This window comes from Maribacter huludaoensis, assembly GCF_029350945.1.
GTDB lineage: Bacteria > Bacteroidota > Bacteroidia > Flavobacteriales > Flavobacteriaceae > Maribacter > Maribacter huludaoensis.
Window position 1 is genome coordinate 510,774 of sequence record NZ_JARKMS010000002.1, and the last position, 24,309, is coordinate 535,082.

23 protein-coding genes are annotated in these 24,309 nt (G+C 36.1%); 10 read left to right on the top strand and 13 right to left on the bottom strand.

The window, feature by feature from the left end; all coding sequences use genetic code 11:
- Window positions 1-9: 9 nt before the first annotated feature.
- Window positions 10-1,185 carry a hypothetical protein gene (locus PXC01_RS07210; protein ID WP_276471633.1) on the bottom strand — a complete coding sequence of 392 codons (1,176 nt, stop codon included), beginning with the start codon at window positions 1,183-1,185 and terminating at the stop codon, window positions 10-12.
- 349 nt (window positions 1,186-1,534) lie between these two features.
- On the opposite strand from PXC01_RS07210, the gene PXC01_RS07215 reads away from it, so the two are divergent.
- Window positions 1,535-3,139 (top strand): choice-of-anchor I family protein, encoded by a 1,605-nt coding sequence (locus PXC01_RS07215; RefSeq protein WP_276471634.1) that lies wholly within the window; start codon window positions 1,535-1,537, stop codon window positions 3,137-3,139.
- 82 nt (window positions 3,140-3,221) lie between these two features.
- On the opposite strand, the gene PXC01_RS07220 is transcribed toward PXC01_RS07215, so the two are convergent.
- The 10 genes from PXC01_RS07220 to PXC01_RS07265 all read right to left on the bottom strand — a co-directional run bounded on the left by PXC01_RS07220 (window position 3,222) and on the right by PXC01_RS07265 (window position 13,712).
- The gene (locus PXC01_RS07220) at window positions 3,222-3,689 is read right to left on the bottom strand and encodes a type II secretion system protein GspG (RefSeq protein WP_276471635.1); all 468 of its coding nucleotides are present in this window, start codon (window positions 3,687-3,689) and stop codon (window positions 3,222-3,224) included.
- 101 nt (window positions 3,690-3,790) lie between these two features.
- Window positions 3,791-4,276 carry a hypothetical protein gene (locus tag PXC01_RS07225; RefSeq protein WP_276471636.1) on the bottom strand — a complete coding sequence of 162 codons (486 nt, stop codon included), beginning with the start codon at window positions 4,274-4,276 and terminating at the stop codon, window positions 3,791-3,793.
- A gap of 106 nt (window positions 4,277-4,382) precedes the next feature.
- Entirely contained in the window at window positions 4,383-4,889 is a 507-nt protein-coding gene (locus PXC01_RS07230; protein WP_276471637.1) for a hypothetical protein, read from the bottom strand.
- 199 nt (window positions 4,890-5,088) lie between these two features.
- A complete protein-coding gene (locus tag PXC01_RS07235; protein WP_276471638.1) occupies window positions 5,089-5,550 on the bottom strand; it encodes a RidA family protein in 462 nt (153 codons plus the stop codon).
- A 150-nt stretch (window positions 5,551-5,700) separates the two neighbouring features.
- Window positions 5,701-6,177 carry a cupin domain-containing protein gene (locus tag PXC01_RS07240; protein ID WP_276471639.1) on the bottom strand — a complete coding sequence of 159 codons (477 nt, stop codon included), beginning with the start codon at window positions 6,175-6,177 and terminating at the stop codon, window positions 5,701-5,703.
- A 298-nt stretch (window positions 6,178-6,475) separates the two neighbouring features.
- Window positions 6,476-7,261: an SDR family oxidoreductase gene (locus PXC01_RS07245; protein WP_276471640.1), complete on the bottom strand. Its 786-nt coding sequence runs from the start codon at window positions 7,259-7,261 to the stop codon at window positions 6,476-6,478.
- A 68-nt stretch (window positions 7,262-7,329) separates the two neighbouring features.
- Complete coding sequence (locus PXC01_RS07250) at window positions 7,330-7,647, bottom strand: cupin domain-containing protein (RefSeq protein ID WP_276471641.1); 318 nt, start codon at window positions 7,645-7,647, stop codon at window positions 7,330-7,332.
- Window positions 7,648-7,726: 79 nt separating this feature from the next.
- A complete protein-coding gene (locus tag PXC01_RS07255) occupies window positions 7,727-9,901 on the bottom strand; it encodes an OmpA family protein (RefSeq protein ID WP_276471642.1) in 2,175 nt (724 codons plus the stop codon).
- A 1-nt stretch (window position 9,902) separates the two neighbouring features.
- Window positions 9,903-10,856 (bottom strand): PorP/SprF family type IX secretion system membrane protein, encoded by a 954-nt coding sequence (locus PXC01_RS07260; RefSeq protein WP_276471643.1) that lies wholly within the window; start codon window positions 10,854-10,856, stop codon window positions 9,903-9,905.
- Between the two features lie 3 nt (window positions 10,857-10,859).
- Window positions 10,860-13,712 (bottom strand): T9SS type B sorting domain-containing protein, encoded by a 2,853-nt coding sequence (locus tag PXC01_RS07265; RefSeq protein ID WP_276471644.1) that lies wholly within the window; start codon window positions 13,710-13,712, stop codon window positions 10,860-10,862.
- Window positions 13,713-13,963: 251 nt separating this feature from the next.
- Between PXC01_RS07265 and PXC01_RS07270 the strand changes: the two genes are divergently transcribed.
- The 3 genes from PXC01_RS07270 to PXC01_RS07280 all read left to right on the top strand — a co-directional run bounded on the left by PXC01_RS07270 (window position 13,964) and on the right by PXC01_RS07280 (window position 16,374).
- On the top strand, window positions 13,964-15,325 hold the full coding sequence (locus PXC01_RS07270; protein ID WP_276471645.1) for a UDP-N-acetylmuramate--L-alanine ligase: 1,362 nt from the start codon (window positions 13,964-13,966) through the stop codon (window positions 15,323-15,325).
- Between the two features lie 70 nt (window positions 15,326-15,395).
- Window positions 15,396-15,590: a hypothetical protein gene (locus PXC01_RS07275; RefSeq protein ID WP_276471646.1), complete on the top strand. Its 195-nt coding sequence runs from the start codon at window positions 15,396-15,398 to the stop codon at window positions 15,588-15,590.
- Window positions 15,591-15,600: 10 nt separating this feature from the next.
- The gene (locus PXC01_RS07280) at window positions 15,601-16,374 is read left to right on the top strand and encodes a hypothetical protein (protein ID WP_276471647.1); all 774 of its coding nucleotides are present in this window, start codon (window positions 15,601-15,603) and stop codon (window positions 16,372-16,374) included.
- Between the two features lie 332 nt (window positions 16,375-16,706).
- Here the strand turns inward: PXC01_RS07280 and PXC01_RS07285 are convergent, their stop codons facing one another.
- On the bottom strand, window positions 16,707-17,150 hold the full coding sequence (locus tag PXC01_RS07285) for a DUF1569 domain-containing protein (RefSeq protein ID WP_276471648.1): 444 nt from the start codon (window positions 17,148-17,150) through the stop codon (window positions 16,707-16,709).
- Window positions 17,151-17,211: 61 nt separating this feature from the next.
- Between PXC01_RS07285 and radC the strand changes: the two genes are divergently transcribed.
- The 6 genes from radC to PXC01_RS07315 all read left to right on the top strand — a co-directional run bounded on the left by radC (window position 17,212) and on the right by PXC01_RS07315 (window position 22,904).
- Window positions 17,212-17,910, top strand: coding sequence for a RadC family protein (gene radC, locus PXC01_RS07290; RefSeq protein WP_276471649.1), 699 nt, complete (start codon window positions 17,212-17,214; stop codon window positions 17,908-17,910).
- Complete coding sequence (locus tag PXC01_RS07295; RefSeq protein WP_276471650.1) at window positions 17,911-19,206, top strand: polysaccharide deacetylase family protein; 1,296 nt, start codon at window positions 17,911-17,913, stop codon at window positions 19,204-19,206. It begins immediately after the preceding gene.
- Window positions 19,199-19,888 (top strand): YjjG family noncanonical pyrimidine nucleotidase, encoded by a 690-nt coding sequence (locus PXC01_RS07300; protein WP_276471651.1) that lies wholly within the window; start codon window positions 19,199-19,201, stop codon window positions 19,886-19,888. The genes PXC01_RS07295 and PXC01_RS07300 overlap by 8 nt, the downstream gene beginning before the upstream one ends.
- A gap of 49 nt (window positions 19,889-19,937) precedes the next feature.
- The gene (locus PXC01_RS07305; RefSeq protein WP_276471652.1) at window positions 19,938-20,486 is read left to right on the top strand and encodes a hypothetical protein; all 549 of its coding nucleotides are present in this window, start codon (window positions 19,938-19,940) and stop codon (window positions 20,484-20,486) included.
- Complete coding sequence (locus tag PXC01_RS07310) at window positions 20,483-21,922, top strand: DUF5723 family protein (RefSeq protein ID WP_276471653.1); 1,440 nt, start codon at window positions 20,483-20,485, stop codon at window positions 21,920-21,922. Before PXC01_RS07305 ends, PXC01_RS07310 begins: the two co-directional genes overlap by 4 nt.
- A gap of 79 nt (window positions 21,923-22,001) precedes the next feature.
- Complete coding sequence (locus tag PXC01_RS07315; RefSeq protein WP_276471654.1) at window positions 22,002-22,904, top strand: hypothetical protein; 903 nt, start codon at window positions 22,002-22,004, stop codon at window positions 22,902-22,904.
- Here the strand turns inward: PXC01_RS07315 and PXC01_RS07320 are convergent.
- Entirely contained in the window at window positions 22,901-24,178 is a 1,278-nt protein-coding gene (locus PXC01_RS07320; RefSeq protein WP_276471655.1) for a replication-associated recombination protein A, read from the bottom strand. The genes PXC01_RS07315 and PXC01_RS07320 overlap by 4 nt on opposite strands.
- Window positions 24,179-24,309: the final 131 nt, after the last annotated feature.

A 24,309-nucleotide genomic window follows, 5' to 3' on the forward strand; every position in this document is an offset into this window, starting at 1 on the left:
AGCTATTTTTTACTTGCCCATTAATCGCTTTCCGTTAATGGCGATATGCGTTTTCTTTTCATTCAGAAAACAGAAAGAGGTAGTAACTTCGGTACCATCATCGTAAACAAACTTAGCTACATAATCTGAAAGGTAATATCTACCGCCCGTTTTGTTACTGGAAGATGTTGATCCCCTTACTCCACCGGTTGCGTTAGCAAAACCTGTTTTAGAATGGGCAAAACGACCGTTGTTCTTAAAACACCATGAACTGGCATTACCTACGGTGCCGCCACCACCATAGCCTTCGGTACTTCTTGATGTAATATTGCCGTAGCAACTGTTAAGTTTTAAATTTTCTTTAGCTGGCTGCGTAAGCCAGTCTCTTGCATCTTTATACTCTGTTTTACCATGTGCTTTTAATTCTAGCTCATTGTTTCGCATACGCCAATGTCCCCATCTATTTGGTTTTTCACTTTTAGATGCCGCAATACCTTTAGAAAAAGTGCGTCCTATATCGCTAGTATAGGTACCATCTTTAAAAAGGGCAATGACACCGCTGGTGGTAGTGAGCATACCATTTGAAAAACCTCTTTTTAGCACACCTCTAAGTACCAAAAAACCTTTGGGAGCATTACCCGGCGATAAAGCCTCATTAGATGTCTCAACAGCGGTAGTAACAGTTGGTGTGGTAGCTGTTAGGTTAGATGCCTTACTCTTTGTAGCTGCCTTGGTAGTTTTTTTAGTCAACATGTCTGCTTTTATATTTTTCACTAAATCGTCAAATCTGGTACCGTATTTTAAAACAATCACAAGGTCGGTAGATGTTATAAGTCTTATAAAGAAATTACGACCATCTTCTAATTTGCCACCTTGGTAGGCAACTTGCATGGTTACACCATTGCCGTCAACGTAACTATTGGTAATTGCATAATCTTCTTTTTCAGATTTTACTACCCATTTTTTAAGAGGTTGGCCTAATTCCTTTTGTTTATCTTTTGCAGTTTCAGACACCCAATTTTTTAAATCTTGGGTTAAAGTTTCTATAGGTCCGTAGGTGTAAACGTCAAACGTTTTATTGCTCTTTAAATCTTTGGGCGTGTAGATTTTAATATCTCCATCATAATTTATATTCCATTTTTCCTGTGCTAAAATTTGTATTGTGCACAGGGTTGTAAGACAGATAAAAAGCATCAATTTTTTCACGGTAGTAAGATTTTTTAACTTGTAGTCAATTACCTAAAATTAATTGATTATGAGTCAATTAGTCATGTTTTGTGGTTAAGTTTTTGTAAAAAAAAAGCAATAGATTTAAAAGGTTAGCTGTAGGGTATATGAATAATCCTTACTTAAAATAATTTTAGGATCGGAACGAATTTTGATTTTCAACGCTGAATCTAATTGTTTTAAACACCATTTCTATTTATAGTCTTACCACGCATTAAGCAGTTGTTTACAAGAACTTAATACCTTCGTAATAATTATTTGCAACACGGTTAACCCCAACTTTACATTGATCTATTTGTTTTGATACTTAAAACCAAACTGTATTAAAATGAAAAATGTATTAAGACCTTTTTGTATTGGAATTCTTGGAATTTCGCTAATGTTTACATCATGTGCCGATGATGGTATTGATGGTATCGACGGTAAAGATGGTGTAGATGGAGTAGATGGAACGGACGGTGCCAACGGCTCTGACGGCGCCGATGGTATGGATGCCGAATTCCCAATAACTATTGATCAACTTAGTTTTACTAAAATAGGAACTTTTACCAATGGTAATGACGAAGCCTTCGCAGAAATTTCTGCTTTTGATGCCGTTACCAAAAAGTTGTTCATAGTAAACCCAGAGGAAGATGAAATTTCTGTTTTGGATTTGACCGATGCAACAAACCCTATCAAAGGGGCTTCAATTCCTTTAACCGGTAGTCCTAATTCTGTTGCCGTTCATAATGGTATTTTAGCCATTGCTGTTGAAAATAGCGATAAACAATTGAACGGTACTGTTGATACTTATGACACCGATACGCAAGTTTTGATCAAGTCTTATGTAGCAGGTGCGTTGCCTGATATGGTTGCTTTCTCTCCTGATGGGGAGTATATCGTTGCTGCAAATGAAGGTGAGCCAAATGATGATTATACGGTAGATCCAGAAGGTTCAATAACTGTAATTGAAATGGCTACCGAAACCGCAACGCAAATTTCTTTTGCAGGGCAGATGAATCCTGGTAACGGATTTAGAGTTTTTGGTAATGACGGTGCTTCCTCATTTGTACAAGACGTGGAACCGGAATATGTTACCATTTCAGACGATTCTAGTACTGCATATATTGGTTTACAGGAGAATAACGGAATGGCAATAGTTGACCTTACTACCAAAACCATTACCGGTCTGGTAGGTTTGGGAACAAAAAATCATAATGTATCAGGAAATGAAATTGATGCATCTAATCAAGACGGAATAGCAGGTGATTTAAAAAATTGGAATGTTTTAGGTTTTTATATGCCAGATGCAATAGACTATTTCACGGCCAATGGAAACGGTTTTATCGTTTCAGCCAACGAGGGCGATTCAAGGGACTATGATGGATATTCTGAAGAGGTACGGGTCAAAGATCTAAATTTGGACCCCGCTTTTTATCCTGATTTTGAAGTTTTGCAAGAAGATGAAAATCTAGGTAGATTAAAAACAACTATTGCAAACGGGGACGAAGATAACGATGGGTTATATGAGCAGATATATTCATACGGTGCTCGTTCTTTCTCTATTTGGGATACGAACGGACAATTGGTGTACGATTCCGGTTCTGAAATAGCTAGAAGAACATTGGCAGTGGCTCCAGCTATATTTAACCAGGATGAGGGCGAAGTAGATGGTAGGTCAGATGATAAAGGTGCCGAGCCAGAAGCCGTAAAAACGTTAAAAGTTGGTGAAGAGACGTTATTATTTGTAGGACTGGAAAGAACGAGTGGAATATTGGCTTACAACGTAACCAATCCATATAACCCAGTTTTTGTTACTTGGATCTATGATGCCACTGATATCTCACCAGAGGGCTTAATAGTGGTAGATAAGAGCGATAGCCCAACAGGAAATTATTTAATGATCGCAACGCATGAAGTGTCCAGTACCATTGCAATTTATGAGATGAAATAAATGTTTACAATTGATTCCAGAGAATATCTAAAAAATGAAAACGCCAAATACTACTATTTGGCGTTTTTTAGTTTTGAGAAGACTACTTTGATTGTATGTCGTCTTTAGTACCTAGTTTACCATCAGGTCCTAAAGATGTTATCAAAAAATTATTTCCATTTCTTGTAACGATATAGGAATACGGTCTATTCCAACCATCTGTTTTCCATTTTTGTCTTAAAGGATTATTGCGAATTAAATCATTTAATTCTTTAGGGTAATAACCAAGCGTCTCTTTGTAATTCTCAATTCTTTCGCTTATTTCAAGAATTTCATTTTGTGTGTTTTTTGGAATAATTGTGGTTCTATGATAAATAGAAAATAAAGCTGAACCAATGCCAGTTAACAATATTAAAATATAGAATATTATTAGACTTGGTTGAAATAGATATTTCTGAATAGGGCGTTTTTTGCCATCATGTTTTTCCTTTTTGCGTACTCTCTTTTGGTGTAAATAATCTTCTCGTATTAAACCGAAATCTACTAAAATTGAAAGTATGGTTTCTATCATTAATTGTACTTTTCAGTTGAAGTCGTTTATGTAAACAACATACAGTAGTTAGGTGACTATTGGTAGTAGTTTAATTGCTTTTAGGGAAGTTCTGTCTTTGGCTATACGGTCAATATTTTTTTTAGTTCTGTAATGGTACTTTCCTTTTCTAGATGAAACCCTAGATGTGGTATTCCAAAAACAAGCAACAATAACGCAATAGGGACTAGAATATAATACGGTTCAATTTGTTGGTATGATACTAAATATACGAAGGCAAAAAGTGCACAGATAATAAAAGCGTAAAACAAGATTAAAAATATACTAACAAATGAGTCCACTTTTAAGGTTATCACTATTTTGGTGCCTTTTGGCTCTTCCTGAAATATACCGGTTACCTGAGGTAGAAACGAATTTCGTTGGTAGGTAAATTTTTTGCATTTAAAATGGTCAGGGAAAACGGTGCCTACAAAATACTTGTTAGACTTTTTTATTGATCCGATGCTATAACTGCGGTGTTTTTGTATGTTTTCTCTTAGGTGCCCTTCTAATTCCGCCATAGAAAGAGAGGTGGTCAATTCTAATTTTTCTGATGGAATAATTTTCATAATAATGATTATTGTTCTGTGGTTTGGTTGAATAATAGCACTAATACAAAAATAACAATAGCAATTCTTATTAATTCCTGGTAAAGGTTAGCTAAGAAAATAGCTTTTATGGAACATCTATATAATACTTTTCGGTTAACGGCTCATCTTGCCAAAAAGCAAGCTCAAATGTCCAATATGGGTTGTCTTCATAAATAGTGTGGTAATTGCCCCATGTATATTGAAAAGGATAGTTTTGTTGTTTTTCTTTATTAAAGACTTTTCCAAAAAGATAAACGCTAGATGTTCCACTTACCCAATTCGTATGTATCTCTATTTTATCTATGTGTACTTCTGTGCCGGTAGGTATCTCGGCTACAATTTCTAAATCAGAGTTCATGCCAAAACCATTACCATCTTCTAAATGATAGCTGTAGTCTTCATGTCTCGGTAAATCTTCATTTAAAATTAGGGTGGGTCTTTTAGTGATTATGGGTTTGCTTAAAATCTCTACAAAAGGTTTTTCTTTTGATACGTCTCTGTACTTAGGTCTTGTAAGTATATAGAACAATAGCGTTACCGTACCTATGACCAATACTAAAAATATTCCGCAACCAATAGCTATTTTTTTCATTAAAGGTGTTTTCTTAAAGCCTAAGGTAAATTGATTTATGTATTACGGCTAATAATTGTAGAACTATTTGGTGAAGATCTGTTGTAAGGTCTATTACTGTACAATGCCAATTATTTAGGTTTGTATGAAATTTATTAGGTGTCCTATTAATTTGCAGGTTTTTAAAATCTATAGATGAAGTACCTAGATTATATACTTTTTATTTTTCCTTAATTGTAAATGTAGCGGTCAGCCCAACACTAAAATTTCTTGGTAATTTCTCAACACCGAATATTGCTCTTGAATGTTTTCCTTTTTCCCCTAGAACCTTAACGAACAGATCTGATGCGCCGTTGACAACAATTGGCGAATCGTCCCAATCAGGTTCTGATTGAAAATACGCATCAATGTGATTAAGCCCAATAATATTATCAAATCCAACTTTATTTTCTACTTGGCTTAAAACATTTAAGGCACACAATTCCATTGCTTTGTAGCCTTCTTCTGTTGAAATTTCTTTGCCTAACCGTCCTTGATAATGGTATTGTTGGTTTAATATTGGAAATTGAATTGCTATATAAGCTATGTTTTTTCTAATGTTTACGGAAACATAACTTCCTCCTGGGGTTGAAACTTCTGGAAGTTCAAGGTTTAATTTTTTAAGATTTTCTTTTGGGTTCATCTTCTTCCATTACATATATTAAAACAATTGTTCTGGTTTTTAAATGGTTGATCCAAGTATCTTACAAAAGCAATACAACTAATTATTTTTCTTTTGTCAAAATTCTAATTCTCATTAAATTATAAGGTGTTTGCTTTGAAATCCCCAATTTTAATTGTGTTTTAGTTTTTGGGCTATCATATCATAATACTCTTGCGTAACTACTTCGGTCCATGAAGTTGGTTGACCTCCCCCATATAAAGCTAAATAGGTAACGTCACTAAATTTTGTAGAAGAATGCCAATGTTCTATGTCTTTCTTACACTTAATTACATCGCCTTGTTTTAAAATTATAGGGTCATTTCCTTTTTCTTGATAATAAGCTTCTCCATCAACAATTATTAGCACTTGGGCGGTACCATGTTTATGCCAATCTAGTGTTGAGTTGGCCTTAAATGTCGCTTTTGTAATATTATAGCCCAATTCCTCATCATCGTGTATAATTGCATTAAGCCAAGCTTCGCCTATGTAGTGGGTGTTAAGTGCTTTTGTTCCCTCGGTTAAATAGGAAGACACATTGTAATCCGTACTTTGGGAAAATACCGATGTAGAGACTAAAATAAATAAAGATAAAATTGAATTTTTCATACTCTCATGATAAATATTTAATTGTGATTATAGTATGTTGGTGTATCATTAGCGTTCCAGAAATAGCATTTTTACTTTTATCTTGATACAAGATCAAAACTTTAAGATTAGGGTCCTTGTAAATGTACACAGATCTATCGGATTAAATTAGGAGTTCGCTTTTGGCGTAGCTATAGTTACTTTTATTGCTTTTTACGCCCCAAAATATCCATCTTCATAAACAAGTTAACCTTTGCCAATTTAAACTAGAAAAGAATTTGGATATATAATTCTACTAATTGGGCTATAACCAAAATAACTACAAGGATTTTAAAAGGCCTCCATCAATGGGAATATTGGTTCCTGTGATATAAGCGGCATTGTCAGATGCCAAGAAAGCTGCTAAATACCCATATTCTTCCGGTTTGCCAATACGTTGTACTGCCACTCTAGATTCCATTTCTTTTCTAACCTGGCTAGCTTCAATACCTAATTGTTCGGCTTTTTTTGCATTTAGCTGGGTAATTCTGTCGGTGTCAAAATAACCGGTAAGAACACTGTTAACGGTTATGTTATGCTTGCCTACATCCGTTGCCAATGACTTTGCCCATGTTACCACTGCAGCTCTGATAGAATTGGATAATGCTAAATATGAAAGCGGCTCTTTTACCGATACGGATGCTACATTAATAATGCGTCCCCAATTGTTTTTTGTCATTGATTTCAAAGCCAATTCAGTAGTGAAAACAACAGTTTTAAAGAGAAGGTCAAATGCTTCTTGATAGTCGTTTACTTTTTTTTCTATGGCACTACCGGCAGACGGACCTTGGGTGTTGTTCACTAAGATATCTACGCTGTTGTCTTCAAAATACTTGGAGATCACTTTTTGGTAGTCATTGAAATTATTAAAATCTACGGCCAGATATTGATGTTGTTGCCCTTGGTCAGTAGATAGTTCATTGACGATATGGTGCAATTTCTCCTCGCTATGGGACATTAAGGTTACACTTGCGCCGCTAGCTGCCAGTTGAACGGCAATTGCTTTGCCTATGCCGCCACTACTGCCGCCAACCAATGCTTTTTTATTTTTTAGGGATATATTCATTTCTCAAATTTGTTTTAAAAACGGTAAGTGGGCGTAACCGAAGTTACAGACATACAAACAAGTGACAATTAGCGGTACTCTTCTCTTGTAGGACTAAAGACATCCAATAATTTACAAGGGGTCAAAGCAAGACCGCTATGTTTTAAATGCGGGGCGATCACTACAATATCGCCTTTATGGTAGACTTTGGTATTACCATCTACAGTAAATTCAAAATCACCCTCCATAACATGCATAATCTGCTCGTTCATGTGTGCATGTTCAGGTACCGTAGCGCCTTTTTCTACCTCCCAAAATGCCATGCTCATATTTTTGGAATGTACCAATTTGCCATGAAGACCGGGCATAATTTCCTTTGAAGGAATTGTAGAAAGATTGTAATTCATTGTTCTTTGGTTTTAAGAACTAAAGATAATGGAATCTATAATAAATTTATAATGTTGTTTGCAGAACAACGCAATCTTATTAATTGCTGTATTCCCAACTAAGAACTACAAATTCACAACGACGGTTCCACTCATGGTCTTCCTCTGAACAGGCGTCTTCCGTTGCACAGACCACTATAGGTTTAGACTCTCCGTATCCTTTGGATACCACTCTATCAGATTCAATTCCGTTTTTCACCAAGTAATCTTTGGCAGAATCTGCACGTTTTTGAGAGAGGTCTTTATTATATCCTCTATTGCCACGTATATCTGTATGCGTACCAATTTCAATGACCATACCCGGGTTTTTCTTCATAATATCTATGACCGTTTGTAAACGCTCCCTAGACTCTCTGCGCAGGTACCACAAACTATAATCAAAATGGATCTCTTCGGTTTGTATTATGGTACGGTCAGCTTCTTTAACAAGTGCATTTTGAGTTTTTATGGCATCTTCTATTTTCTTTGCCAATGCCTTCTCCGCTTTTGCTTTTTCTGCAATGCGTTTTTGTGTTAAACGTTCTGCTTCTTCAATACGTTGTTTTTCTGCTAATAGTGCAGCTTTTTTATCTGCTTCCAACTTTTTAGCAGCCATTTGTTCTGTGCGTAGTCTTTCAGATTCTTGCTTTTCTTGCAATGCTAGTGCTTCTGTTTTTTGTTTTTCTAGGATGGAATATAAAGACATGGAAGCATCATGTTCCACATTTCTTTCTTTTGTACTACGGATGTTCTTGGCATTACCCTCATACCCATTTTTCTCTGCCTTGACCTCGTAGTATGTTGCACAGACAATATTAAAATCGAACGCACCATTTTCTTTGGTTAAACATGTGCCTATTACTTCATTATTTTCATCCAATAACGTTACCGTTGCACTTGCCAATGGTAGTGCAGTGGTACGGTCGGTTATGATACCAGTAATAAATTGTGCACAATTTTCAATCGTCAGATCCTTGGTTACGCTAAAACTATAGATATCATCGCTGCCTTTACCGGATGGTCTATTACTTGCAAAATATCCTGATGCATTATCACTATTCAATACATAGGAGAAATCATCATAACCGCTGTTTACGGGAAGGCCTAAATTATCAGGTTTTTGAAATGTTCCATTCTGGTCTTTGGAAATAAAAACATCTAAAAGACCAAATCCCGGGTGACCGTTCGATGAAAAATAAAGTGAATTATCAGAAGCTATAAATGGAAATTGCTCTTTCTTGTCCGTGTTGATTACACTACCTAAATTAACGGGAGTACTAAATGTGTTATCTGCTTGTAAGCTTGTTACATAAATATCAAAAGACCCGAATCCTCCCGGACGGTCCGAAGAGAAATATAGTTTTGTGCCATCGGTATTCAAAGCAGGGTGCTCGTTAGAAAAATCATCACTATTAAAGGATAGCTCCGTAACATTCTTCCATTCCCCGTCCACTAAATTTGCACTATAAATCTTTAGGTTTGAAACCTTTTTGTCATCTGTTTTGCGCTTGCCATTGTTGTAATTGTTTCTTGTAAAATACATGGTTGTACCGTTGGGTGCAATGGTAAATGATCCTTCATGTAATTTGGTGTTTACATGGTTAGATAAACTGATGCTAAGACTATCTCCCATTTGTATTTTGTCTATGGCGTGGGTGTAAATATCCAAATAATGTTGATTGTTCCAGCGATAGTTTTTTGAGGTCGATTTTTTATGCGAAGCGGTATACCAAAGTGCATCGCCAACCTGCATTGCACCAAATTCTGAAGTGGTGGTATTCAGTTCACTGTTTTCAATAGTGAAACGATTCCCTATGGCACTTACATTTTCTAGATATGTAATCCCTTCTTTTAGTTGCTGTAGTTGCGCCATATTACCTTCTTTGGTGTGATAGTCTATGAGAACATTATTTGCTTCTTCATATTCGCCAATAGCTTTTAAAGATTGATTCAGCTTAAAATAATACTGCTCATCTACGGTGTCGCCATAATTAGAAATTAGGTAATGGTACCAACGTGCCGATGCATTAAGGTCAAAGGTGTGGTAGTAGCTATCTGCTAAATTTTTAATGACCAAACTGCTTTTGTTGTTGGGCAATGCCGCTTCATATAAAGCAATGGCATCTGCATAGTATTTCTTTTCAAAAAGGTTGTTGGCACGTTTTAATTCTTCTTGTGCCCAGGCGGATTGAAAAACCCCTAGGAGTATGATAACGTATAATTGTATTTTTTTCATTTTAGTAGAATCTAGGTGATTTATCATAGCCTTTTTTAAGTCCCCAAAGGTCTAGGTTGAACAATACAAAAATTTCATGGGATCCATCATTGAATGCACCTAAATTAGACAACGTGTAGTCATAAGCATAGCCAATACGTAAAGACGGTAGTACCGCAATATTGAACATGGCATTGACAGAGTCATCTAACCTGTAAGATATGCCGCCTTCAAAACGTTTGTTGAATAAAGCGTTGAGCGAAACATCTGCCGTTATTGGCGCTCCGGACACCATTTTTGTCAATACTGATGGCTTTAGCTTTAAATTTGAATTCACATCAAAAACATAACCCGCCATACCAAAAAGGTGAATGGCTTCTGATCCAATACGGTTTATGCCATCTCTATTTTCTAAATGTTTAGATGTCAATAAATTGGGTATGGATAGCCCTGCATAAAATTTGTCCCTGTTATAGAATGCACCAATACCCACATTAGGGAAGGTGTTGTTCATATTTTCATTGAATGCTGGATCGTCTTGTATTTCTGGGAGCCTAAAGCCATTGAAGTTAGTTTCAAAAGTAGTGACACCTCCTTTAAGGCCCAAGTTTAAATTACTTTGCTCGTCCAATTTTAAAATATAGGCGAAATCAACATAAATGTTATTTTCTTTTAAAGAACCGTCGCCAATATCATCAGAGATAATAGAAGCTCCCATTTCAATTTTTTCCGATAACGGAGTATGGGCGAAAAAGGTCAATGTTTTTGGTGCGCCAACAGCATTTTCCCACTGGGTTCTATATAGCGTGCCAAAATTAAGCATACCTGGATCGTTAGTGGTATACGCTGGGTTGACCACGTTCATATTGTACATGTATTGCGTGTACTGCGGGTCTTGCTGACCTTGCAGTTGTATCAAGAACAAAAGCATTACTATGCAGATGCCCCAAGTGGTGTTTGTTATTTTTTTATGCATGGGTTATCTGTTTAAGTATAAGCGCCCTTGAATAGGCTCTGAATTGTCTTTGTTATAATTGATGATATAAAAGTAAACTCCGTTTGGTGCCGTGGCAGAACCATTTCTACCATCCCAAGCAGGATTGTTAATGTCGCCCTTAAATAATGAAGTACCGTATCTGTTCAATATTTCTAAGGTGAAATCAGGGAAAATGGTTTCTATATTCGGAACAAAAAAGGTGTCGTTTCTGCCATCATCATTAGGTGAGAATCCGTCCGGAATAAAGAAATCATAATTTTCAGGATCACAATTGCTAAAGTCTATAGTTACGGGAACACGTGTTGCAGAAGAACATCCGGTAACGGAATTATAATTTTCAGCATAATACACGGTGTCTTTAAGTAACGGAGTGTCATCTGTTAGCGCTGTACTGCCAGTTTCGGTTATAAACCAGAATACTTCATTTGCTGTTTCGTTTTCTAAAGTCCGTAATGCTACAACGGTAGGGTCATCCAGACCACAAACGGTCAACATGTCTGATGATAGGGTAGTTGGAGCTACAGAAATTACTGTTGGTGATATTTCTATACGTTCTTGGCTATTACAGCCACCGGTGTTGGTAGCCGCAAAATAAGATTGACCGTTTACCAATACTGTTGATGCCTCTATTTCGCTACCACCTGTAGCTGCATTAAACCAAGTAACGGAACTGCCTGCGGCAACATCTACCATAACATTCGCTAAAGTAGGGTTCGTTTCTGCGCAGAACAATGGGTTAATATTAGTAATGGTTGGTGCATTAGGATTGCTGAAATTGACCGTTATCTGAACACGATCGGTACCTTCGCAATTGGTAAGAGGGTCACTATTGGTAACAAAATAATCTTCACCATTTTCAAGTGGCGTTGAAATAGGTAAAATATCATTGTCTGTTGCAGTTTCATAAAACAAGACATCTCCTTCTGCGGTAACTTGAATATCCATCAAAGTTGGTGTAACGGTAAAATCACTTAAACAGAAGGTTTGTATGGCATTTGCCACAGGAGCTTCTGGCATTCCGCCACGAGAGAAATTTTCATTTTCCTCGAATTCAAAATCTAAACGACAAGGTGTAGTGTCATCTTGAATGCTACGTACATTGGCTGTATAATTACCAATAGGTAGCGCGTCTACATCTATTTGATATGCTGCCGTACCCCCTGTAAAATTAATGGTGTTAGTGGTCAACACGGTATTGGAACCTAATTCTGTAACATCATATGTTATGGTATAGGTGCCATCTGGTAAAATAGGCGCATCTACCAAAACATCTATTTGTGTGGCATCGCAATTATTGTCAACAATAAGGTCTAGCTGAATAGCATCTGGTAAAGGAATTACGGTAAAAGTCTCTACTAATGGGCAACTTGTTTCATAAATATCTGTTATTGTAGGTCTTATACTGTACTCGCCTTCTAAGCTGAAATTAGTTGCAGGTACCGTGAACGAAGCGTTCCCATCTGTAAATTCAAGCTCAAAAGGATCAGAATCTAAGATGCTACCACTAGGGGTTGTTAAGGAATATGTTGTTGTGAAATATCCGCTTGCAAAATTGCCGTCCTCATCTAGGATATCAGTTATTTGAATAGTATTGTCTGTCTGTACACATATATCATTGGCAGTAATATCTGAACTGGTCACTAAAAAAGTGGTTGTTGGTACAATGACCCTAGGGCAAACATCTCGGGGAGGTGTTACGCTTCTAATACCAATGACTTCTAAGGTAACCTCTTCATTTAAAGGTACTAGGCCTTGGTCTATTACAAAACTCCCATTTCCGTCTAATAGTGTTGTTGGGGATTCCCCAAAAGAGTTGTTAACGAGATATTGTAGCAAAAAATCGCCATTGAACAGGAGTGTGTCGTCATACTCAAGATCAACGACATATGCCGACCCAACACAGATGTCAACGGTTTCTACTGTGCCATTTAATTTGGGCAATATTCTAATGCTAACCTCTGAAATTCGTTTTTCACACACTGGGTGACTTGGGAAAACGGTGTAATTGAAGGTAAAATCGGCATACCCAAAATTATCGTACATTTCTTGAATGTTAATGACAGAATCGTTTAGGTCACTTAATTGATCGGTTCCATTTTCTGTCCATGTTCCATTAGGGTCCTCACCTATTAAATGTTCACTAAGGTTAAATGCCGTATATGCTGATAGATCATCACCGGCACAAAAAGTTAATACTGGAGCAAAACCTGCGTTTGGCGGTGGGTGCACTTCTAGAATTACGGTAGACGTTCTACCTAAACAACTATCAACGTTCGGTACGGTATAGGTAAAAGTGTAAATACCTGGACCTGCTTGTTGGGCATTGAAAAAATTATCCTCTAACTGACCCGTAAATGTGCTAGGGTCTTCTTGCCAAAGACCATTAAAATCTTGAACTTTTCCGTCTACATTGCTGCCAAGAAAACCATGAAGGTTAACGTTAGGGTCATCTCCGCAGGCATTGGCACTACCATCAATATTATCTTCTCCAGGGTAACCGCCTAAGGTTATGGATACGGTAGCCGTTTCATTACAATCAGTATTTGTATATACAAAGGAATGTGTGCCATAATTATTAATGCGCCAGAGATCAACGATTCCCGTACTTTGATTTAAAGCGTAGAAATTTTCTGGATTTGTGGTGGACCATGTGCCGCCAGCAGTAGGTGAGCCGCCTAATCTTGGGAATAATGCAAAGTTTCTATTGGTGTCGTCCGCATCCTTTTCGCAAACTACAACACTGGCATCATTTCCTGCACATTGCGCTTGTACCATGGTGGTGAAACCAAACGTAAAGAACAGTATGGCTAAGAACCTAATTTTTAATTTATTCATTAATAGGGGGTTGGTTGTTGAAAACAATATTGGAGGTTAAAAGTATTTGCCAAATTCTTTGTAAGAAATTATATGTTGTGAAATGTTAAAAATGTAGGGTGAATACTATTAATAATGATAGGAAGTGTTAAAATTTAATGTAATTCATCGATAATATATTGATTTTCTTACATGTTTATGTCGTCTTAGGTTTGTAAGAATTGCTAAGTTTTAATTGCACAATACGTATCTTTATGTCCTAAATTTTAGGAATGCAAATACATTTTATTGCAATAGGGGGGAGTGCCATGCACAATTTGGCACTGGCCTTGGAACATAAAGGATATGTAATTACCGGTAGTGACGACGTCATTTTTGAACCTTCTAAATCAAGATTGGCGGCAAAAGGTTTATTGCCCCTAGAATTTGGTTGGTTTCCTGAAAAAATAACGGAGGAACTTGATGCAATCGTTCTAGGTATGCATGCCAAAGCTGATAATCCAGAATTGTTAAAAGCGCAAGAACTGGGAATCACCATTTATTCTTATCCAGAGTTCTTATATGAGCAATCTAAAAATAAAACTAGAGTGGTCATTGGTGGTAGTCACGGTAAAACGACCATTACATCTATGATTCTTCATGTACTTAATTTTCATGATATTGAAGTAGATTATATGGTAGGTGCGCAGTTAGATGGCTTTGATAGAATGGTACACCTGACCGAGGATAACGATTTTATAGTTTTAGAGGGCGATGAGTATTTGTCTTCGCCTATAGACCGTAGACCTAAATTTCATTTATACCAGCCAAATATTGCCTTGCTAAGTGGAATAGCATGGGATCATATCAATGTATTCCCAACTTTTGAGAACTATGTTGAGCAATTTAAAATATTTGTAGACAGTATTGTAAATGGCGGGTCTATTACATATAATGTTGAAGATGAGATAGTAAAAGAGGTAGTTGAAGCTTCTGAAAATGCCATTAGAAAATTGCCTTATACTACACCTGAATACAACGTTGAAGATGGTGAAACTTTGTTAGAGACTAACGAAGGCCCTATGCCTATAGAAGTTTTTGGTAAGCATAATCTAAGTAATTTGGCAGGTGCAAAGTGGATTTGCCAAAACATGGGTGTTGATGAAGATGATTTTTACGAAGCTATTGCTACTTTTAAAGGAGCGTCTAAACGTTTAGAGAAAATAGCCGAAGGGAATACAAGTATAGCTTATAAAGATTTTGCACACTCCCCAAGTAAAGTAGCCGCTACTACAAAAGCCGTAAAGGAACAATACCCAAATAGAAAATTGATTGCTTGTTTAGAGTTGCATACGTACAGTAGTTTTAATCCGGAATTCTTAAAGGAATATAAAGGTGCTCTTGCTGCTGCCGATGAAGCGGTTATTTTCTTTTTGCCAGAATCTGTGGCCATTAAAAAACTTGAAGCCGTTACACCAACACAAATATCTGAAGCCTTTCAAAGAGAGGATTTAAACATATTTACGGACGCCATGTCTTTTCATGAGTTTGTGAAAAACAAAAAATACTCAAATTCCACTTTATTGTTAATGAGTTCGGGAAATTATGGTGGGCTAAATTTGGAAGAATTACGAAACATAATCGTAAGTAATTAATAGTGAGACAATAAATTGATGTGTTTTTCGTTTCATTTTCACTAATCATTACATGTAAATTATGAAAAAATTGAACATTCCAGTAGTATTCTTTATTTTATTATGTGCTTTCTCATGTAGAGATACCGCAAAAGAACAAGAAGAATTAGATGCAACGTTAGATAAAATAGAAGCCGTTGAAGAAGATTTAAAAGAAACTTCAAAAGAAGTAGAAAGTAAAGCAAAAGAGGTAGAATCTGCATTATCTGAATTAGATAGCATTTAATAAAAAAGGTATGAAAGTTATTTTAAAAAAAATAGGATTAGTATTAGTCATTTTTACACTTGCAACAGCTGCTGGTTATTCTCAGGGAAATTCTGAAGGAAAGGGTAAGGGTAAAGAGAAAAAAGAAAAATTTCAAAAGTCTGTTGAAGATGAGGCCGAGTTGCAAAAAGATAAAGCCAAAAACATGAAACAGAAAGGCCAGGATAAAATTAAAGAAAAAGGAAAGGGCAAAAAAGGGGAAGTAGAAGCATCTATTGAAAACGAAGCCAATCGCCAAAAAGGTAAAGCTGAAGAAATGAAGCAGAAAGGTAAAAAGGCTAAAGAAAAAAAGGGTCTTGATGATGATGATGATGATGATGATGATGATGATGATGATGATGATGATGATGAAGTTAAGACGGAACAGAAAGAAAAAAAGTCTAAATCAGAAAAGTCTAACAATGGCAATGCTTATGGTAGGGATAAGGGCGAAATGAGTGGTAAGGAATTTGGAAATTACAGAGCTTCAATTGCGAAAGAGCAAGTTAAAGAGACTGAAAAAGAGCTTAACAATAAAGAAGAGATTCTTAAAAATGGTAGGGCTAAGGTCAAAACTGCTAAAGAAAAAGTAGCAAAGGAGAGAGAAGTTAAGGGGTCAAATGATCAAGTACTTAAGGAGAAAGAAGAGAAAATCTCAAATGCAGAAAAAAAGCTTGACGAGTTAGAAGAAGTAATTAAAAAGAACAGAGAAAAGGTTAAACAAAAGGCGGAAGAAATTGAAAAGGTTGCTAAGCCTGTTGAATAGCCTTCATTAAATAACAGTTTGTAAGCCCTTGTAATTTTTGCAAGGGTTTTTTTTGCTAAAAACTGAATATACATGACATGATTATTTTATTAGATTCCAAATTATCTTAAATAGTTGTCTAGGGGATTAGCATATAATTAGAAAGTAAAAGATAAGAATAGAGTAAACAGCTTTGTGTAGAGGGCAAAGTGAATAGTACAAAATATTAAGTATTAAGCAAAGAGTTTGTATAGAGAAAATAGAGACTGGAAAATTGGGTAAAAAGTAACAAGCTTTTTTGCTATTGAACTTGGACTTTTATTTTTTCCAACAACCAACAACCAACAACTAAATTATACTCCAAACTGTTTTAAGTGGTGGTCTAAATGTTTGTATTCCAGTTGTCCCCATTGTTCAGGTGTAAAAACTCCAAAAGCAGGGTGAGGGTACCATTTATCTCTGGTACGAACCGCATAGAAATCATCTATCAACGATTTTAATTTCGCTATTTCTTTTTTGAAGTCCTTCTCATCGGCTGTTTTCATTAGAGATGAGGTCGGTAAGTTTTTTCTCCAAGGCTTTTCGTTGTAAAGCGATTTTTTAAAAAATGTTCTAACGAACCAATTGCCTTTAGAGGAATTCGGCTTATTGGTTATGGCCAATTGTAATGGATATTGGCAATGCCAGGCCATCTGCCCTACGGTCATTTTGCCCCAACCTTTTTTAGAATTTTCAGAGAGCTTTTCAATTCTGGATGTTATATCTTGGTAACCATCTTCCGTTAATAATGATTTCATGATCGTTTTTTAAATGATGCATAAATTTACCATAAAATAATTAGTTCTGTATCTTTAGCCAATGCACGATAAATCCACTTCATTTTCCATTAAAAATTGGTCAGATGACGATAAGCCTAGAGAAAAACTGGTACAAAAGGGGCGTTCCGTACTTTCAGATGCTGAGTTGATCGCTATTTTAATAGGCTCGGGCAGTAGGTCTGAAAGTGCGGTAGAATTGTCTAAGCGTATTTTATCATCGGTAGATAACAATCTTAATGAATTGGGCAGACTTTCCATTAAGCAATTAATGGCTTTTAAAGGAATAGGAGAGGCAAAGGCGGTAAGTATTGCGGCAGCATTGGAAGTAGGAAGAAGGCGTAGAGGGGAAGACGCCGCTAAAATAGAGAAAATAGGAAGTAGCAAAGATGTATTTGAAATATTACAACCGCTGCTTGGCGATTTGGAGCATGAAGAATTTTGGATCCTTTTTCTTAACAACTCCAATAAGGTACTGCACAAGGCACAGTTAAGTAAAGGAGGAATAACGGGTACTTTGGTAGATGTTCGCATTGTTATGAAACAGGCCTTAGAGTTAGGGGCAGTAGCAATTATTCTTGCGCATAACCACCCTTCGGGTACGTTAAGACCTAGTACGGCCGATAAGCAGATTACTCAAAAATTAAAAATTGCGAGCGAAACTTTAGATATTAAAGTGTTAGATCATTTGATCATTACCCAAAAAAGTTACTATAGCTTTGCCGACGAAAAAATTTTATAGATGTTATTGATTTATACGCATAAAATTACGCCACGTCTTACCTATGTAATGAGGCATATTTTCGTGAATATCTTGGGTATTGAGCTAGATTTTACTACTAAAGTAGAAGAGTTTATAAAACATACGGGACCTAAAATTACCTACACAAAACAACCGTTACAGAATGAATTTTTTATTCGTAGCAATGAATTGTTGTTTGAACAGGGCATTAATGATATTCAATTGAATATAGGAGATTGGGATGGCACACCCTGCTTTTTTCAAGCTGGGGAAAGAAGCACAATACCTTTTGATATTTTTGCAGCTAGTTTTTTTATGCTTTCTCGGTATGAAGAGTATTTGCCGCATGTAAAAGATATACATGGAAGGTTTTCGCCAAAGGACAGTATTGCTTTTCAAAACGGTTTTCTACAAAAACCTGTAGTCGATATTTGGGCATACAAAGTATTGCAAGCGCTCAAAAAGCGTTTTGAAGATTTAGAGTATAAAACCAAAACATACGAATTTATTTCCCTTATCGATGTTGCCACCTCTCATTGTTACGCTAACCGAGGTATAGTGCGTGGTATCGTTGGTATGTTAATGGATCTGGGCACATTTAAACTAAAACGAGTAGTTGAGCGTATTGCCGTAGGTTTCAACAGACAAAAGGATCCCTATGATAATTATGCCGAAATTATAGCCCTGCACAAAAAATATGGGATAAAATGTAACTTCTTTTTTCAGTTCGCAGATTATTCCAAGTATGATAAAAATGTCTCTACCAATAGTATAAAGTTTAAGTCGCTCATAAAACATGTGGCAGATTATATGCCAGTGTCGTTAGCGGCTAGTTACAGTTCGTTTTCCGATCTAGAGCTTTTGAAAAAAGAAAAGGCAAACTTAGAGGTGGTAATTAATAGACCGGTGAACAATTGTAAGATGAGGTATAATAGAGTAGATATACCGCAAACTTATCGAAATTTGATTGCAACGGAATTTACCAATGATTTTACAATGGGGTATACGTTTGAACTGGGTTTTAGGGCAGGTACCTGTACTCCATTTCAGTTCTACGATATTCCGTTAGAAGTAAAGCAGCCAATAAAAGTACATCCGTTCGCTATACATGATATATCGCTTTCAAAAATTAAAAAGGACCAAGATTTATTTCATCAAGTACAATTGATTACGAACGAGGTTAAAAAGGTAAATGGTACATTGATCGCAATGTTTTCAAATGAGGTTTTGGGAAATAGGGAGGATAGGAATTGGATGAATGTCTATTCAGAAGTAATAAAACAACAGTATGTTTAAAGATAAGGTAACAGATGTTTTTTTCGATTTGGACCATACGCTTTGGGATTTTGACCAAAATTCGGCGCTTACGTTCAAGAAGATATTTAAAGAGCAAAAAGTTGATTTAAGCTTAGAAGATTTTTTGAAGGTTTATGTGCCTGCTAACTTGAAGTTTTGGCGATTGTTTAGAGAAGATAAAATAACGAAGTCAGAATTGCGGTACCAACGTTTAAAATCGGTTTTTGATACTTTAGGCTACCCCGCTAGCGATGATTTAATTCATACGTTATCAGAAGAATATATCAGTCATTTATCTTCGTTCAATACCCTATTTCCAAACACTATAGAAATTTTAGATTATTTAAAATCTAACTACAGACTGCATATTATTACCAACGGTTTTCAAGAGGTACAAGAAAAAAAACTAAAAAACTCAGGTATTTATAAATACTTTGATCAAATCATAGATTCTGAAATGGCGGGGGCAAAAAAGCCAAACCCTATCATTTTTAATTTGGCTTTGGATAAGGCTAAAGTACTGCCGGAGAAATCAGTAATGATCGGTGATAGTTTAGAGGCAGATATTATCGGGGCTAAATCTCTAGGTTTTTATACCATTCATTTTAATGCTCACAAGGAAAAAAGTCATGATGTAGCCCCAATTATTTATGATTTGCAAGAAATAAAATCCTTTTTGTAGAGTTATTATAATTATAGACGTTTGTCTATCTGTTAAAAACTTTAAAAAGGTGATTAAAGCGCTACGTATTCTAGTTTTGGTTTTGGTAGGTTTTCATCTGGTTACATCTTGTTCTGAAGAGCAAGATTTTGATCAGATAGATGATTTGGCAATTGCTCCAAGCTATGAAACCAGTATTTTCTATGTAAAAGCACAAGAAACCTTGATCAATAGGGTTGAGGGACTCAATTTCTTTACTCAAGATTTCAATTTTGATGCTTTTGAAGAACCTTTTTTTACCAAAAGAGTGTTGGCCGGAGTAATAACTTACGAGTTAGAGAATACCACGAGTAAACCAATAGAAATAAGACTAGAATTTTTAGATCAGGCAGAAAATGTTTTAGATACCGAAATATTTAGTATGGATGCCGCACCTACGGCCATATTGCAGCGAGATGTTGCATATGGGGCTACCGGTAAAAGTTTGGACATCATCAAAACTACTTCTGAAATAAGATTGACCGCTATTAACTTAGGTGATAATACTAGTGAGTCTACTATACAAGATCCTGCAATAGTGCTACGTTCTAGCGCTCAATTTACTTTAGAATTAAAATGAGAATAAGGCACTGCCTTTTAATAGCTGGCATATTGCTTACTTTGGGCCTCACGGCACAGAATAAGCAAATTCTGTATGATTTTAATGAAATACCACAATCCCTTTCTATTAACCCTGGTGTTGAAGCCGATTTTGAATGGTATGCAGGTGTTCCATTGTTGTCCGGTATTTCTGCTTATGGTGGGTCTAACGCAATTTCTATCAACGATATTTTTGCCAATGACGGAGTAGATATCAATATAAAGTTTAGAGAGCGCGCCTTAAATGTGCTTACTCCTAAAGATGAGCTAAGCACAACAATACAACTGGAATACTTGAATGGCGGATTTAGAAGCAATGATCCAAATATATTTTATTCATTTGGTGGTTATGTTGAATTTGATAATATAGGTTACTGGCCGCAGGACTATGCCTACTTGTTATATGATGGAAATGCAGGCCAGTTGGGCAGAAGATATGATTTGGGAGATTTAAAAGTACGCGGATCTATGGTCAATGTGTTTCATTTTGGTATCAATAAAAAAGTAGACCGCAGTTTAACCCTAGGTGCAAGAGGTAAGTTGTATTCGGCTATTGCGGATTATAGTTCTTCTACCAATAACGGGCATTTAAGAAATGTAGAAGGACAAAATAATAGAATTGCCACAAATTTGAATGCCGATTTACTTTTGCGCACATCTGGTCTACGATCTTTAAGAAATGCCAATAATGATGATTCACTTTCAAATGAAATTATTGGGAGGGCACTTTTTGGTGGTGATTTAGGTTTGGGAGTTGATGTTGGGTTTACCTATCATTTATCTGAACGTACAACAATAACAGGCAGTTTATTGGATGTAGGATTTATATATCATTCCGGTGATGCTAAGAGTTATAGCCTTAATGGTAACGCAACTGTTGAAGGTATAGAAATAGATGTGTTGGAAAATTTTGCAAGTTTAGATAGGGATTTTTGGCAAGAATTAGTCGATGAAATTGAACAAATTGTGCCTTTTGATACTGACACCAAAGGCTATATCTCTTTTAGGCCTACAAAGCTATATGCTTCTATAAGAAATGATTTTGGAGAACCGGTAGGTAATGGCAGCTCTCAAAATTGTGATTGTACCGCCGGCTCTTACGATGGGGGGCCGTTACGAACCAAGTACAGAAATTCTTATGGAGGTCAATTATATATGATCAATAGACCTAGAGGTCCACAATTGGCATTGACAGGATTTTACACGCGCAGAATTGGTAATGCTTTAGCACTTAAAGGAACTTATACCATAGATAAGTTTAGTAAGACAAATGTAGGGTTAGGGATGAATTTGCAGGCAGGTCCATTTAATTTTTATGCCATGGCCGATAACTTATTATCCTATAACAATATAGCGGCTACCAATTATGCCTCTTTTCAATTTGGGTTGAATATTATTTCATGGGGGCGTAAATAGTAGTATACCTTCTTCGCTTCTTTTTATTTTTTTGGCATGCTTTTTTCATATCTTACCATGAATTTAAAATTATGTCGTTTTGAAAACAGTTATTGCATTACTATTTACTTTTATAGGTTTTTCCTCATATGCGCAAGCTAACTTAGATGATTACAAATACATTATTGTTCCAAAAAAGTTCGATGCCTTTAAGAATGTAAATGAGCATCAAACAAGTACGTTGGTAAAATTTTTATTTACCGGAAAGGGCTTTACAACGGTCTATGACGATCAATTGCCGGAAGATTTAAAATTTAATAGATGTCTAGGGGTTGTTGCAGATTTGCAAGATGATAGTAGTATGTTTTCTACCAAGACAATAATCAATCTTATAGATTGTAATGATAACGTTGTTTTTAGTACCATGAAAGGTATTAGCAAGAAAAAACAATATAAAGAAGCGTATAGCGAAGCAATTAGAGAATCTATGCGCTCGTTTAATGGTATGAACTATACCTATAGTGCTAAAAATGAAAAAGAGGGGCCTGTGACCGTAAATTTTAGAAATGATGTCAAAAAATTAGACGAATCTAAAACAGCCGCTATTTTAAAAACAGAAAAAGCAAAGGAAGAAGAAACAGCGACTAAAAGGACAGCCGTAATTTCTGAACAAACCGAGCAAACTCAATATTTTAACGATCGTACACCCGTAACATCTAATATTAAGAAAGCTGCACCGGTGACACCTGTTTTAAAAAACGTAGAGGTTAATAAGCCGGTGGTGCAAGATATTTGGTATGCGCAAGCAACTGAAACAGGGTATCAATTGGTAGATAGCTCTCCAAAAATTAGAATGACCTTAATGAAAAGTTCTGCGGATAATGTTTTTATGGCTAAGACAGATACAAAAAATGGTATGGTCTACCAAAATGAGGGTAAATGGGTGTTTGAATATTATGAGAACGATAAACTGGTTCAAGAGGAACTGAATATCAAATTCTAAAAATCATATTTCGATTTCCATCTATTTTTTATAAAATCACTAAGCGCTTTTTCCCGGGCATTGTTTCCTGGTTTGTAAAATGTGGTCCCTTTAATTTCATCGGGTAAAAACTCGGCATCTACAAAGTTATTTTGGTAGTCGTGGGCATATTTATATTCTTGTCCGTAACCCAGGTCTTTCATTAATTTGGTAGGTGCATTTCTTAATGGAAGCGGTACCGTCAAATTCCCTGTTTGTTTTACTGCCTGCTGTGCTTTTCCTATCGCCATATAACTTGCATTGCTCTTTGCTGAGGTTGCTAGGTAAATTGCACATTGACTAAGTACAATTCGCGCTTCAGGATATCCTATTGAAGTTACTGCTTGAAATGTGGTGTTTGCCATTACCAATGCAGTAGGGTTTGCCAATCCAATATCCTCGGACGCAGAAATTAGCATTCTACGTGCAATGAATTTTACATCTTCACCACCTTCGATCATTCTTGCCAACCAATACACCGCTCCGTTAGGATCACTACCTCTTATTGATTTAATAAAGGCAGAAACAATGTCATAATGCTGTTCACCGGTTTTATCATAGAGAACTGTATTTTTTTGAACTTTAGAAAGCACTAACTCGTCTGTAATAACTATAGTATCACTCTCCTCAGAATTAACGACCAATTCAAAAACGTTCAATAATTTTCTGCCATCTCCTCCAGATATCCGTAATAATGCTTCGGTTTCTTTAAGTTCTATTGTTTTTGATCTTAGCAATGAGTCCTTTTCTATTGCCCTTTTAATCAAGTTTTCTAAATCTGCTTTTCCAAAGGCATTTAATATATAGACTTGACAACGGGATAGAAGTGCGGGGATTACTTCAAAGCTTGGGTTTTCCGTAGTTGCCCCAATTAAGGTTACCCACCCTTTTTCAACAGCGGCCAAAAGTGAATCTTGTTGAGATTTACTAAAGCGGTGTATTTCATCAATAAATAGTATAGGGTTTTTAGCCGTGAACAATCCGCCTGCTTGTTTTGCCTTATCTATTACTTCTCTAATATCTTTAACCCCACTATTAATTGCACTGAGCACGTAGAATGGTCTTTTACTTTGTTCTGCTATAATATTTGCCAAAGTTGTTTTTCCCGTTCCCGGTGGTCCCCAAAGAATTAATGAAGGAATAATGCCTTTTTTGATTTGATTTGTTAGCGAGCCCTTTTCACCCACTAAATGATGTTGACTAATATACTCGTCTAATGTTTTAGGACGTACACGTTCTGCTAAAGGTTCGTTCATAATACAAAAATATGATAATCTTAAATGAGAAGAGAAAAGTATGTTGCCAATTGAATGTTAAGTAAGTTTAGTAGTGACAATATGACCAATTTGTAAACGTTGGTAATATAATTGTTAGCTAGATATAAAAG

Excerpts from the sequence above, each read along its gene's own strand:
- PXC01_RS07215 (WP_276471634.1), top strand. The coding sequence starts at position 1,535 with ATGAAAAATGTATTAAGACCTTTTTGTATTGGAATTCTTGGAATTTCG.
- PXC01_RS07220 (WP_276471635.1), bottom strand. The coding sequence starts at position 3,689 with ATGATAGAAACCATACTTTCAATTTTAGTAGATTTCGGTTTAATACGA.
- PXC01_RS07225 (WP_276471636.1), bottom strand. The coding sequence starts at position 4,276 with ATGAAAATTATTCCATCAGAAAAATTAGAATTGACCACCTCTCTTTCT.
- PXC01_RS07230 (WP_276471637.1), bottom strand. The coding sequence starts at position 4,889 with ATGAAAAAAATAGCTATTGGTTGCGGAATATTTTTAGTATTGGTCATA.
- PXC01_RS07235 (WP_276471638.1), bottom strand. The coding sequence starts at position 5,550 with ATGAACCCAAAAGAAAATCTTAAAAAATTAAACCTTGAACTTCCAGAA.
- PXC01_RS07240 (WP_276471639.1), bottom strand. The coding sequence starts at position 6,177 with ATGAAAAATTCAATTTTATCTTTATTTATTTTAGTCTCTACATCGGTA.
- PXC01_RS07245 (WP_276471640.1), bottom strand. The coding sequence starts at position 7,261 with ATGAATATATCCCTAAAAAATAAAAAAGCATTGGTTGGCGGCAGTAGT.
- PXC01_RS07250 (WP_276471641.1), bottom strand. The coding sequence starts at position 7,647 with ATGAATTACAATCTTTCTACAATTCCTTCAAAGGAAATTATGCCCGGT.
- PXC01_RS07255 (WP_276471642.1), bottom strand. The coding sequence starts at position 9,901 with ATGAAAAAAATACAATTATACGTTATCATACTCCTAGGGGTTTTTCAA.
- PXC01_RS07260 (WP_276471643.1), bottom strand. The coding sequence starts at position 10,856 with ATGCATAAAAAAATAACAAACACCACTTGGGGCATCTGCATAGTAATG.
- PXC01_RS07265 (WP_276471644.1), bottom strand. The coding sequence starts at position 13,712 with ATGAATAAATTAAAAATTAGGTTCTTAGCCATACTGTTCTTTACGTTT.
- PXC01_RS07270 (WP_276471645.1), top strand. The coding sequence starts at position 13,964 with ATGCAAATACATTTTATTGCAATAGGGGGGAGTGCCATGCACAATTTG.
- PXC01_RS07280 (WP_276471647.1), top strand. The coding sequence starts at position 15,601 with ATGAAAGTTATTTTAAAAAAAATAGGATTAGTATTAGTCATTTTTACA.
- PXC01_RS07285 (WP_276471648.1), bottom strand. The coding sequence starts at position 17,150 with ATGAAATCATTATTAACGGAAGATGGTTACCAAGATATAACATCCAGA.
- radC (WP_276471649.1), top strand. The coding sequence starts at position 17,212 with ATGCACGATAAATCCACTTCATTTTCCATTAAAAATTGGTCAGATGAC.
- PXC01_RS07295 (WP_276471650.1), top strand. The coding sequence starts at position 17,911 with ATGTTATTGATTTATACGCATAAAATTACGCCACGTCTTACCTATGTA.
- PXC01_RS07300 (WP_276471651.1), top strand. The coding sequence starts at position 19,199 with ATGTTTAAAGATAAGGTAACAGATGTTTTTTTCGATTTGGACCATACG.
- PXC01_RS07310 (WP_276471653.1), top strand. The coding sequence starts at position 20,483 with ATGAGAATAAGGCACTGCCTTTTAATAGCTGGCATATTGCTTACTTTG.
- PXC01_RS07320 (WP_276471655.1), bottom strand. The coding sequence starts at position 24,178 with ATGAACGAACCTTTAGCAGAACGTGTACGTCCTAAAACATTAGACGAG.